Origin of the sequence: Janthinobacterium sp. DSP2-3-3, from assembly GCF_049897325.1 — a bacterium.
In the GTDB taxonomy this organism is placed as follows: Bacteria; Pseudomonadota; Gammaproteobacteria; order Burkholderiales; family Burkholderiaceae_D; genus Janthinobacterium.
Map to the genome: position 1 here is coordinate 52,852 of NZ_JAFCWA010000003.1, position 12,377 is coordinate 65,228.

11 protein-coding genes and 1 pseudogene are annotated in these 12,377 nt (G+C 60.9%); 8 read left to right on the forward strand and 4 right to left on the reverse strand.

Features of this window, described 5'->3' with window-relative positions; genetic code table 11:
* Position 1 precedes the first annotated feature (1 nt).
* From msbA to ACP7DE_RS06995, 3 genes and pseudogenes are all read right to left on the reverse strand, one after another.
* Complete coding sequence (gene msbA / locus ACP7DE_RS06985; RefSeq protein WP_426071423.1) at positions 2-1,735, reverse strand: lipid A export permease/ATP-binding protein MsbA; 1,734 nt, start codon at positions 1,733-1,735, stop codon at positions 2-4.
* A 51-nt stretch (positions 1,736-1,786) separates the two neighbouring features.
* Entirely contained in the window at positions 1,787-3,004 is a 1,218-nt protein-coding gene (locus ACP7DE_RS06990; protein ID WP_426071424.1) for an O-antigen ligase family protein, read from the reverse strand.
* A gap of 252 nt (positions 3,005-3,256) precedes the next feature.
* Positions 3,257-4,495, reverse strand: a pseudogene (locus tag ACP7DE_RS06995) (malic enzyme-like NAD(P)-binding protein); the annotation flags it as partial.
* Positions 4,496-4,701: 206 nt separating this feature from the next.
* On the opposite strand from ACP7DE_RS06995, the gene ACP7DE_RS07000 reads away from it, so the two are divergent.
* The 8 genes from ACP7DE_RS07000 (at position 4,702) to ACP7DE_RS07035 (ending at position 12,274) form a co-directional block, all read left to right on the forward strand.
* Positions 4,702-5,727 (forward strand): LacI family DNA-binding transcriptional regulator, encoded by a 1,026-nt coding sequence (locus ACP7DE_RS07000; protein WP_426071425.1) that lies wholly within the window; start codon positions 4,702-4,704, stop codon positions 5,725-5,727.
* Between the two features lie 507 nt (positions 5,728-6,234).
* Positions 6,235-6,777, forward strand: a complete 543-nt coding sequence (locus ACP7DE_RS07005; RefSeq protein ID WP_426071426.1) for a hypothetical protein — start codon at positions 6,235-6,237, stop codon at positions 6,775-6,777.
* Positions 6,778-7,082: 305 nt separating this feature from the next.
* Positions 7,083-7,808, forward strand: a complete 726-nt coding sequence (locus ACP7DE_RS07010; protein ID WP_426071427.1) for a c-type cytochrome — start codon at positions 7,083-7,085, stop codon at positions 7,806-7,808.
* Positions 7,809-7,817: 9 nt separating this feature from the next.
* Positions 7,818-9,101 (forward strand): c-type cytochrome, encoded by a 1,284-nt coding sequence (locus ACP7DE_RS07015; protein ID WP_426071428.1) that lies wholly within the window; start codon positions 7,818-7,820, stop codon positions 9,099-9,101.
* 9 nt (positions 9,102-9,110) lie between these two features.
* On the forward strand, positions 9,111-9,284 hold the full coding sequence (locus ACP7DE_RS07020) for a hypothetical protein (protein WP_426071429.1): 174 nt from the start codon (positions 9,111-9,113) through the stop codon (positions 9,282-9,284).
* The gene (locus ACP7DE_RS07025) at positions 9,281-9,856 is read left to right on the forward strand and encodes a cytochrome C oxidase subunit II (RefSeq protein WP_426071430.1); all 576 of its coding nucleotides are present in this window, start codon (positions 9,281-9,283) and stop codon (positions 9,854-9,856) included. The genes ACP7DE_RS07020 and ACP7DE_RS07025 overlap by 4 nt, the downstream gene beginning before the upstream one ends.
* Entirely contained in the window at positions 9,843-11,462 is a 1,620-nt protein-coding gene (locus ACP7DE_RS07030; protein WP_426071431.1) for a b(o/a)3-type cytochrome-c oxidase subunit 1, read from the forward strand. Before ACP7DE_RS07025 ends, ACP7DE_RS07030 begins: the two co-directional genes overlap by 14 nt.
* Positions 11,462-12,274: a c-type cytochrome gene (locus tag ACP7DE_RS07035; RefSeq protein ID WP_426071432.1), complete on the forward strand. Its 813-nt coding sequence runs from the start codon at positions 11,462-11,464 to the stop codon at positions 12,272-12,274. The genes ACP7DE_RS07030 and ACP7DE_RS07035 overlap by 1 nt, the downstream gene beginning before the upstream one ends.
* Here the strand turns inward: ACP7DE_RS07035 and ACP7DE_RS07040 are convergent.
* A complete protein-coding gene (locus tag ACP7DE_RS07040) occupies positions 12,241-12,372 on the reverse strand; it encodes a hypothetical protein (RefSeq protein ID WP_426071433.1) in 132 nt (43 codons plus the stop codon). The two genes, ACP7DE_RS07035 and ACP7DE_RS07040, sit on opposite strands and share 34 nt — an antisense overlap.
* Between the last annotated feature and the right edge of the window lie 5 nt (positions 12,373-12,377).

Genomic DNA, 12,377 nt, shown 5'->3' on the forward strand with positions numbered 1-12,377 from the left:
GTCAAACCACTTGCTGGGAAAATTGCAGGCGATGCAGATTGGCATACGCGCCGTTGGCATCCAATAATTGCTGGTGATTGCCGGTTTCCATTATTTTCCCATGTGACAATACCACGATACGGTCCGCACGTTCAATTGTTGATAGCCGATGAGCAATAACCAATGTCGTTTTACCTTGCATCAGGTGCTCCAGTGCCGCTTGTACGGCCCGTTCCGCCTCCGTATCCAGTGCCGAGGTGGCTTCATCAAGAATCAGGATGGGTGCATCCTTGTAGATCGCGCGGGCGATAGCCACGCGCTGGCGCTGACCACCGGACAGGCGCGAGCCGTTGTCGCCCAGGCGCGTTTCCAGGCCGTCGGGCAAGCCATCGATGACGTCAGACAGGAAGGCGGCGGCGGCCGCCGCTTCGACGCGCTGCCGGTCCGGGGCGGCATCGCCATACGCGATATTGGCGGCCAGGGTATCGTCGAACAACACCACCTGCTGACTGACCATGGCGATCTGGCTGCGCAGGCTCGTCAGGGCGATGGCATCGATATTCTGCCCATCGAGCAAGATTTCACCACTACTGGCCGAGTAAAAGCCGGGCAGCAGGCTGACCAGGGTCGATTTGCCGCCACCGGACATACCGACAAAGGCCACCGTTTGTCCCGGCGCGATGCTCAGATCGATGTGTCGCAGGGCCGGTTCCTGATGTCCTGGATAGGCAAAGCTCACGTCATTGAACTCGATGCGGCCTTTGCTGCGGCCAGCGAGCGGCTTGCCGCCCGTGCGTTCCGGTGTCTTGTCGATCAGCTGGAAGACTTCCTCGGCGGCGGCCATGCCGCGCTGCAGGGGGCCGTTGACCTCCGCCAGTTGCTTCAAGGGTGTCAGCAGCATCAGCATGGCCGTGATGAAGGAAACAAAACCACCGACCGTGATTTGCCCCTGTTCCGACTGGAGCAGGGCCATCACGATGACCAGGGCCACGGCGGCAGCCGTGATCACTTGCGTGATGGGCACGGTGGCGGAAAAGGTCGTCGTCATGCGCATGCTGTAGCGGCGCAATTGTTCGGCGCGTTCTTCGAAGCGCGCCTTTTCGTAGTCCTGGCCGCCGAAAATCTTGATCACTTGTTGCGCGCGCGTGGTTTCCTCGATGACCTGTGTCAGCTCGGCATTGACGGCCAGCGAGTCGCGGTTGAGTTTTTTCAGGCGCTTGCCCGTGGTGCGTACGACGATGGTCAGCAGAGGCAGCAGCACCAGGGTGACCAGGGTCAGCACCCAGTTCAGGTACAGCAGCCACGCCAGCAGTCCCAGCACGGTCAGCGAGGAGCGCACGATCGAGGTAAACACCTTGGTCACCATTTCAATGATCTGCTGCACTTCGAACATGATGGAGTTGATGACCTTGCCAACCGTATGTGTGTTGTAGAAGTCGATGGGCAAGTTCAGCATGCTGGCAAACATCCTGCGCCGCAATTCGTTGAGGATGCGCGTGGAGACATAGCTCATCAGGTAACTGCTGGCAAACGTCGATGCGCCGCGCATGGCAAAAATACCGATGACGATCAGCGGCACCAGCCAGAAGGAAAAATTGACCTTGCCGCCAAAGCCATTGTCGAGCAGTAACTTGAGCGCATACGGCAACAGTGGTTCCGTGGCCGCCGTGACGACCATCGCCAGCAGAGCCAGGGCCAGATGTTTTTTATACGGCGCGTGCAGCGCTGTGAGGCGCTTCAGGTCGGGCGTGAGCATCGGTATGGTTCCTTGCAGGAGATAGCAAAAACGGTCAGGCGGAAAACGAGTTCAGGAAGTGCGCTTTTGATGGCGCAGCAGAGACCACAATATCACCATCGGGAAGACCAGCATGATGATGCCGATATTCAGGGTGAGCGAGTTCGTCGTCAAGCCGAACGTGATATAGCAGGACAGCAGGATGACACCGGCCAGTGCATAGGATTGTGTCGCTTGTCCATTGCCAGCCTCGCGCAGGGCCTGGGTGAATAAGCGCAGCGGGAGGAAAAACAACACCAGCAATGCTGACAGGCCCAGCATGCCGCGCTTGACCAGCGAATCGATATAGTCGTTGTGGGCATTCGTGAAATCGCGCGCCACGGCATTCAACTTGCCTTCGGCAGCCAGTTCCTGCTTTTGTTGCAGATAGCCATTGCGGCCGATGCCAAGCAACAGGTTGTCGTCGGACATGCGTAGCGCAGAACGCCACATTTCCACGCGCTGGCCAACTGAAGAGTATATGTTGCCGGAATCCTTGAAGCTGTTGAGTTCGTTGATGGCGGCGACGCTGCGCTCCCGCACCGGTGAGTTGGGGAGCGCATAGACCAGGGTTCCCAATACAACAAAGGCTGTGGCGACGCTGAAAAGGTAACGGTTGCCGTGTTTTTTAGCATGATGCAGGGCGATGATGCAGACGCAGACCGGCAATGCCAGCCAGCCCCCACGGCTACCGCTTATGATCGAACCTGCGATTCCAGCGATGCAGCCGCACAGCATCAGTAATGTCCACAGGCGCTGGCGCGATTGAGCGCGTGCCCATGCGACGCCGCACAACGAGAGCATACCCAGCAGCATGCTCACATTGCCATAATGGATGGCGTTGCTTGTGGCAGCTTGGGGGCGGCCAATATCACTGGCAAAGAATTGCCAGAAAGCCAGAGCCGCACCACTGATGGCACCGATGGCCAAACCGCTCCACCAGGCCCCCGGCCGCGGTGGATACGCGAGCAGCAGCAGCAGCACTGGTACGGCCAGCAGTGCCCGCAGCGGAATGTCGAGTTCACGCGCCGGATCGGCGTGGTACAGCATGTTGGCAGTGAAAACACAGAAATACAGCAACAGGGTACCGAGCAGCAGATAGTCCTGGCGTTGCAGGTTCAGACGGGGGCGTTTCCATAGTAGCCAGCTGCTGGCCAGCAGGAGGACCAGTGCACCAAGGGAATATCCGCTGTTGACAGCCAGCGCCAATGCAAAAAAAAGAAACACAGAAACAGAAGTCAGGCCAAGCATGAATATCCTTGTTAACGCACATCGTCGCCATAATGGCAACTGTAGCAACATAAAGTAGGCGTCATTGTAATCGAAGGCAGTGGCAAAAACGCCCCTGAGAAACTTGATTTTTTACAACTATATAGGCGGCCTCAAGGGCAGAAATGAAAAAACCATGGTTTTAAGCCATGGTTTTTTTGTAAGCAATGGTAACTTGCCCTTAATTTGCCAAGGCCGGCAGGCCTGTCATTGGTATCAGGCGCTGGCCGGTACGCGGGTGGCCACGCCGGTGGCGATGGCTGCTTGCGACACGGCAGGCGCGACCCAGCTGCGCAGGCGCTCGTCGAATGGTGACGGAATCAGTTGCAGCGGCGTCAGCGCGCTGGTGGTGTGGCCCGGCAGCGGTTCTTTTGCCAGCGCGGCGATGGCGCGTACGCAGGCCAGCTTCATTTCTTCGTTGATGGTGGTGGCGCCCACGTCGAGCGCGCCACGGAAGATGTATGGGAAGCACAGCACGTTGTTGATCTGGTTTGGGTAATCCGAGCGGCCCGTGGCCACGATGGCGTCGTCGCGCACGGCATGCACTTTTTCCGGGGCGATTTCCGGATGCGGGTTGGCCAGAGCGAAGATCAGCGGCTTGGCGGCCATCGATTCGACCATCTGCGCGCTGACCACGCCGCCCTTCGAGACACCGATGAAGATGTCGGCGCCGACCATGGCGTCGGCCAGGTCGCGGTCGCTCGTGTCATTCGCGTAGCGCGCCTTGTTCTCTTCCATGCTGGCATCGCGGCCCGGGTAAATTACGCCCTGGCTGTCGCATACCTTCAGCAGCGCCTTGTTCAGGCCCAGCGAGACGAGCAAGTCGAGGCAGGCAATCGAGGCGGCGCCAGCGCCCGAGACGGCCACTTTGACGTTGCCGATGTCCTTGCCCACCAGCTCCAGGCCGTTCAGGATGCCGGCCGCGACGATGATAGCCGTGCCGTGCTGATCGTCGTGGAAGACGGGAATGTTCATGCGCTTGCGCAATTGCTGCTCGATATAGAAGCAGTCCGGCGCCTTGATGTCTTCCAGGTTGATGCCGCCGAAGGTCGGTTCCATGCGCACCACGGTGTCGATGAACAGGTCGGGATCGTTCTCGGCCAGTTCGATATCGAATACGTCGACGTCGGCAAATTGCTTGAACAGGCAAGCTTTGCCTTCCATCACCGGTTTGCTGGCCAGCGGACCGATATCACCCAGGCCCAGCACCGCCGTGCCATTCGTGATCACGGCCACCAGGTTGCTGCGCGAGGTGTAGATGCCGGCCGTGCGCGGATCTTCGACAATGGCTTCGCAGGCGAAGGCCACGCCCGGCGAGTACGCCAGGGTCAGGGCGCGGGCGTCGCCCAGCGGTTTGGTTGGCGTCACGGAAATCTTGCCTGCGCGGGGTTCCGCGTGATAGGCGAGGGCGGCTTCTTTCAGGTTGAAGGTTTCGCCGTTCTGTTCGGCGTGCTTGCTGTGCGAAGTAGACATAGGAATTCTGGGAAGGGCAACCAGGCCCGAGTGGTAAGTCCGAGCAATGGTATGCAAGCGTTTGCACGCTGTCAAGGCTGGATTGTGCTTAAGCCGATCAAAACCGCTTTGGGTAAGGGCTTTATTTCAATGCAAGCGTTTGCTCGGTTTTTAACGGGGAGGGGAATTTTTGCGATAAAATCACGGTATTGCGATCCGGGAAGCCCATGACAAACAAGAACCCCACCTTAAGCGACGTTGCGCGGGCCAGCGGCGTGCATTTTTCCACCGTGTCGCGCGTGATGAACCCGGCAACGCGGCAAATGGTCAGCGCCGAGGTGGCCGCGCGCGTGCTGGCCGAAGCGGGGCGGCTCGGTTACCGGCCCAATCGCGCCGCCTCTACCCTGGTCACGCGCAAGTCGCGCATCATCGGCGTGGTCTTGCCCGACATTACCAATGCTGTGTTTCCACCGATCCTGTTGGGCATCGAGGAAGGCTTGCGCAAGCATGGCTACCTGGCCATCGTCGCCAACGTGGGCGCCGACGAGGAAGAGCAGCTGTTCGTCATCAACCGTCTGCTGGGGCAGCAGGTCGATGGCTTGATCCTGGCAACGGCGCGCCGCCACGATCCCGTCATCAAGATGTGCATCGACCAGAATGTGCCCGTCGTCACCGTCAACCGCAGCGACGAGACCGGCGTCGCTTCCTGTGTCGTCAGCGACGACGTGGTCGGCATGCGACTGGCCGTCGAGCACTTGCTGGCGCTGGGCCACCGCCATATCGCGCACATTGCGGGACCGGAAAACCTCTCCACGGGCCACGTGCGCCGCCTCGGTTTCCTGGCCGCCATCCAGGCCAGCGAACTCGATCCCTCGCAAGCCTTCGTTTTTGAAAGCAGCGGCTATTCGCGCGAATGCGGCAAGGCAGCCCTGCTGGCGCTCCTACGCCAGTCGCCGCAGACGACGGCCGTGGTGACCGGCAGCGACCTGGTGGCCATCGGCTGCTACGATGCCATTCGCGAGCTGGGCTTGAGCTGCCCCGAGGATATCTCCGTGGTCGGCCACAACGACATGCCGTACATGGACATGATCCGTCCGCCCCTGACCACCATTCGCATTCGCCACCACGGCATCGGCACGGAAGCGGCGCGGCTGATCCTGCAAACCATAGACTCGTCCGATTCCGCGGTGCTCGACGTGCGCCTGAAGCCGGAATTGGTGGTGCGCGAATCGACGGCGCCGCCGCGCGCTTGAACCGCCTCCGTTCCCCTGTTTGCCATTCCACTGGCGAACACATGCGTATATGCAGGATCGTCCTGCGCCATCTGCTATAGTGAAATGCCCGACGCTATCGTTGGCCTGGCCGTATTGGCTATATTGGCCGATTCAACGATGTTTATCCGCGCTCAATCTCACTGACTAAGGAAATAAATTGAAAACATCTTCTCCCCGTAAGATTCGCATGGCGCTCCTCGTGTTCAGCGTCGCCAACTTGCTGATGCTGTCAGGCTGCACTTGGCCGATCTTTAGAAACTGAGTCATCGGCGCCAGCCAGTACTGAATCAAGTACGCTCTCCGCTGGCGCGGCTGTATGCGGGCCTCGGACCATGCCGCTTTCTCCTGTCGCCCGGCACGCGCACCAAAGGCGTCGCACCGTCCGGCTCCCGCCAGGCATGGCATGAAAGCGGCCGCAAGGTATGCCGCTGGTGCCGCATGGTGTTAAACTGGCGGCCCTCATTGTTTCCCTTGCCCTCCATCGCCATGACAAAAACCACCACGCCTCCCGCCAAACGCCGCGAAGAGGGCGCCGTCAAGCTGACCGTCAATCCCTTCCTTGATGCCGAATTCTATGCGCGCATGCGCGATTACACGGAGCGCGACGCCGCCATCATCAAGGAATTGAAGGCGATCGCCGAAATCCGCGCCGGCAACAAGCAGCCCGATCCCCGCCTGGCCCCATCCTTGGCCGCCCTGCGCGGCACCGTCAAGAAAGGCCTATCCTTCGGCGAGATGCTCGACCGCATGGCGGACGGCAAGGAAAAAGGCTTGTGGGCAGCCTGGATGACTACCTTCGGCATTGAAATTCGCGCCATCAGCTATGCGCCCACCGGTCCGCGCAATGCCTGCCTGGTGCTGGACCTGGCCGCAAATGCGCCCGCGCATGCCATGTTTGCCAAGGCTGGCGTGCAGAACTGGCGCAGCATGGCCGCCGACGACTGCGCCGTCGTGCGCTCGGAAAAAGCGACAGTCACGACGCCCTTGAAAGTGTACGCCGTGTTTTACCTGGACCCGATTCCTGCCTGATACCCCTGCTTTACGCGGTGGCGCTGGATATCGGTCCCGGCGGCGCCGCCGTTCTTTCCCATCTGCTTTCCCTTCTCCTCCCGCTAGCCTGGCTGTCTTGTTAACGATGGAAATTTATCGGACTCCAATTGTGCGCGCAAAAACAATGCTAGACTAAATTCACTTACCCACTCCGCCATACTCTGCCACATTAATCGCATGCACCATGCGGGATATCGGCATGGCGGATCGGCGGTTCGGGTTCCAGACGTCGCAATCCGGATCAACGCTGCAAGAGCATACTTTTCCTTTGGAGAGTGTACGCCATGCTTCATGTCGCCAAACCCCTGGCAGGCGCATTGCTGCTTTTTTGCGCTGTGCATGCAAGCGGCCAGCCCAAGCAGCATAGCGATGCCGTCCCGGCATTCAGCAAGCTCGATTCCATCGAAGCGCGCGTTCAGGGTTGCGTGACATGTCACGGCCAGCAGGGGCAAGGTACGGCGAACGGCTATTTTCCGCGCATTGCGGGCAAACCCGCCGGCTACCTCTATAACCAGTTGGTCGGATTCCGCGACGGTACGCGCAGCTATCCGCCCATGAACTACCTGGTGGCCTATCTGCCCGACGCCTATCTGAAGGAAATGGCGCGGCACTTTGCGGCGCAGCGCCCCGCCTTTCAGCCGCCCGAAACAGCGCTGGCGAATGCGACCATGGCCGAACGTGGACGCTTGCTCGCCACCAGCGGCGACAGCGCCAAGGGCGTGCCGGCCTGTATCGCTTGCCATGGCAAGAGCCTGACGGGAATGGAGCCGGGCATCCCGGGTCTGGCCGGCCTGCGTTCCACCTACATCGTGGGCCAGCTCACGCGATGGCGCGTGGGAGAGCGCCGCGCCGCCGAGCCCGACTGCATGAAACGCATTGCCACGCGCCTGTCCGACACCGACATTTCTGCGGTCGCTGCCTGGCTCGCCCAGCAAACCCCGCCAGCCGATGCTTCCCCGGAGCCATCCGACGTCGTTCGCATGCCGGTCGCTTGCGGCAGCCAACGGTAGGGGTGTTCCATGCGCAAAGGCCTCCACATCCTGTTTGCGTTGTTGCTCCTGGCGCTAGTCGCGCTCGCGGCGCTGTACTTTCTCAGCCCTGGCCAGTTGCCGCATCAAAAAAAGACGGAACCGAGCGCCTCGACACAGCTCATCAATAAAGGCGAATATCTGGCCCGCGCGGGCGATTGTGTTGCCTGCCATACGGTGCCCAATGGCCCCGTGTTTGCCGGCGGTCGGGCCATGGCGACACCGTTTGGCAACCTGTACGTACCGAACATCACGCCCGATGACGACACCGGCATCGGCCTGTGGACGCCGGACGAGTTCTACCGGATGATGCACACGGGCGTCTCGCGCGACGGCACGCTGCTGTATCCGGCCATGCCGTTTGCCTCGTACACGCAAGTGACGCGGGCCGACTCGGACGCCATTTTTGCCTATCTGATGTCGGTGCCGCCAGTCAAGCAGAAGAACCGCGAACACGAGCTGCGCTTTCCCTTCAATAACCGTGAGTTGCTGATCGGCTGGCGCACCCTGTACTTCAAGCAGGGCGAGTTCCAGCCCGATCCCGCGCAAACGGCGCAATGGAACCGGGGCGCTTACCTGGTCAAGGGACTGGGGCACTGCGCCATGTGCCACACGGCCGTCAACGCCCTGGGCGGATCGAGCGAATCGAAAGCGTTTGAAGGGGGCATGATTCCGAACCAGAACTGGTATGCGCCGTCGCTCACCTCGAACCGCGAAGCGGGTCTGGGCGACTGGGAAATCGCCGACATCGCCGACCTGCTGCAAGTGGGCGTGTCGCAGCGGGGCACGGTGTACGGACCGATGGCCGAAGTGGTCTACAACAGCTTGCAATACATGACGGATGAAGACGCCAAGGCGATGGCCGTGTATCTGAAGGCACTGCCGCAAAAGGACGATACTGCGCCGCCCACCAGCCAGGCACGGCTGGTCGATCCGGAAGTGATGGAGACGGGCCGCAGGGTGTATGTGGCACAGTGTGCGATGTGCCACGGCGGGGAAGGGGGCGGGCAGCCGCCGTCCTTCCCTATCCTGGCGGGCAACCGCTCTATCACCATGGCCACGCCCGTCAATCCGATCCGCATGGTGCTCAATGGCGGCTACCCGCCGGGCACGCAAAAAAATCCCCGGCCGCACGGCATGCCGCCGTTTTCGCATCTCCTGAACGACGATGAGGTCGCCGCTGTCGTCACTTATATTCGCGTCACCTGGGGCAATGGCGGCACGCCCGTCAGCGCCACCCAGGTCAATGACTTGCGCAAATTACTACCCGAGTAAAGGAACCGCATGCCTACGCCTGGCCATGAAGAGCCCGATGAACTCGATAAACGCATCGATGAGATAGTCAGCCGCGGACCGTCAGGCGCCTTTGCGGTGGCGGGTATTGCGACTTTTATCGTCCTCGCCATTTTCTTCCTGTTTTACTGGCTGGTTTACCTGCCACGGGGGACGGTGCAATGAAGCAGCCCGCGACTCCAGACCTGCACCATGCGTCCGAGAGGGTCGCCGTGGCGGCAGAACGGCGCTGGGCCTATATCGTCATTGCCATCATCGCGCTGCTGTTGGGCGTCATGATCTTTACGGGCCTGCACTGGGCCGCGATGCCGCCGTCGCGCGTCGAGACGATCGACGTCAAGACGCTGCACCTCAAAGGCGAGTTCGTCGAAAGCAACCTGGGCACGGCGGTCGAAAAAGATGGCCGCGTGATCGTGCGGCTGATCGGCCAGCAATATTCGTTTGCGCCGCAATGCATCGTGGTGCCCGCCGGCGTGCCTGTCACGTTTCGTGGCACCAGCACCGATGCGATCCACGGCTTTGTTGTGGGGCGCACCAACGCGAATACCATGCTGATCCCCGGCTTCGTCTCGACCTTTACCACCACCTTTCCCAAGGTCGGCGAGCAGTTGATGCCCTGCCACGAATACTGCGGCACAGGGCATGAGGCCATGTGGGCGAAATTCCAGGTGATCCCATCCGAAGAATTTTTCGCCAAAGCGAAAGTGACAGAAAGGATGAGCTGTGTACCTGGCTAAACGACTGGTGCTGGCGCACTTCTGGGTGGCGTTTGTCGCCTTCTTCGCGGCCATCCTGCTGGGCGAGTGGCAGATGTTCGTGCGCAGCCCATTATCTCCCTGGGTGAACAACCCGGAGCACTATTACCGTTCGGTGACGGCGCATGGCACGGTGATGGCATATGTGCTGCCCACGCTGGTGGCCATGGGCTTTGGTTACGCGATTACGGAACTGGCGCTCAAGCGTCCTCTGATCGGTTTGCGCTGGGCCTGGGCCGGTTTCTGGCTGGTCATCGCCGGCACCTTGATGGCGGCGCTGACCACGGCATCCGGCAAGGCGTCGGTGCTGTACACGTTTTATCCGCCCATGATAGGCAGCACCTTTTATTACCTGGGCATCGTGCTGGTGGTGGTGGGTTCATGGATCTGGGTGGCGCTGATGTCCATCAATCTTCGGGCGTGGAAAAAAGCCCACCCCGGCGCCGTCATGCCGCTGGCCATGTTCGGCAATGTGGCCGGTGCCTATCTGTGGGCCTGGACCTCCGTCGGCGCGGCCGTGGAAATCCTGGTCCTGATCCTGCCCGCATCCACGGGGTTCACCGACACCATCAACGTGGGCCTGGCGCGGGTGTTGTTTTCATGGACTTTGCACGCCATCGTGTACTTCTGGCTGATGCCAGCCTATATCGCGTTTTATACCTTGTTCCCGCGCGCCATCGGCGGGCGGCTGTACAGTGACACCATGGGGCGCGTGGCGTTTGCCCTGTTCCTTGTGTTTTCGATGCCGATCGGTATCCACCACCTGTTTGCGGATCCGCAGGTGGGTGCCGGCTTCAAGTTCGTGCATGCCGCCATGACGGCCATGGTCTCCATCCCGACCCTGCTCACGGTGTTTACCATCGTCGCCTCGGCCGAAATCGTGGGCCGGCTGCGCGGCGGTAAGGGGCCGCTAGGCTGGGTCAAGGCGCTACCGTGGGGAAACCCATGGATGCTGGCCGTGACGCTGGCCTTCATCATGCTGGGATTCGGCGGCGCGGGCGGCATTATCAACATGAGTTATCAGTTGAATGAATCGATCCACAACACGCAATGGGTCACGGGCCACTTCCACCTGATCTTCGCCGGCGCCATCGTCATCATGTATTTTATGGTGGCCTATGAACTGTGGCCGCAGCTGCGCGCCTGCCAGCCCCTGTCCCAGCGCCTGATGAAAACGCAGCTGTGGACCTGGTTTATCGGCATGATGATACTGACCATGCCATGGCATCTGGTGGGCCTCCTCGGTGCGCCGCGCCGCATGGCCTATTACGACTACACGCATCCCTTGCTGGCGCCGCAGGCCATCACGGTCACCATGTCCACCTTCGGCGGCCTGATACTGGTGATTTCCGCGGCGATATTTCTGTACATCCTGGCCGCGGCCAGACGGCAGGACGCTCAGGTGCCCGCGTTCACGTTCAGCCAGGCGGTTCATCCCAACGCCAGGGTGCCGGCCGCCTTGAATGGCTTTGGCCTGTGGGTGACCATGATGATCGCGCTCACCGTCGTCAACTACGGCTATCCCATCTTGCAGCTGGCACTGACACCCGAGGCGTCCGTGCCTATTGTTCCAATCGGAGCGCGATAATGCGAGAACACGGCTTTTTCTCCAGAACCAATCGCGTGGCATGGGCGAGCACCGTGGGCCTCACCGTGTTCACTCTTGTCGCGGCGCTGGTCGCCTTTGCCTGGCTGCCCTCGGCGCAGGCGGACTTCCGCGCGCAAGGCCTGTGGGATAGCATCTGCCGCGCCGCCGGCGTGCCCGGGAAATGGTTGGATGACGCCGGGCGCCGGGAAGGTGTGCCGACGGTCGCCACCAATGTGGTGCTGCTGCCGGCGATGGGCAAGCCAGCGTCATCGGCATCGGTGGGGCGGGGCGCCACGTTGGCCCTGAACTGCACCATGTGCCACGGCGCGCTCGGCATGAGCCGCTCCGATGTGCCCAACCTGGCAGGGCAATATCCTGAGGTGATCCGCAAGCAACTGCTCGACTACCAGAGCGGCAAGCGGGCAAGCGCGATCATGACGGCCCTGGCCAGAAACCTGACAGAAGAAAACATCGCCGATCTGGCGGCCTACTATGCCAGCCTGCCGAAGACGCGCACGGCGCCGACCACCTACGACGAAGCCTTGCCGGCGCTGGTGCGCGTGGGCGACCCCATGCGCAATATCGCCCCCTGTATTTCCTGCCATGGCGGCGTGGATCAGAAACTGGGTGCGCCATGGCTGGAAGGCATGCCAAAACCCTATCTGGTACAGCAATTGGAGGACTTCAAACATGGCCGGCGCACAAATGACGGGCAACAGCAAATGCGCAATATGGCCCGGCCGATGACGGACGAGGAAATCGACAGCGTGGCCACGTTCTATGCCAGAAAGGCGGCGCCCGGGCACCAGTAATCATGCGCCAGCACCACCCAGGCGCCATACGTCACCGAGGTGGCGGCGCCCGCATGGGGCATACAGCAGTAACAGCCCCAGGCCAGCGGTTTTTTCATGGAAA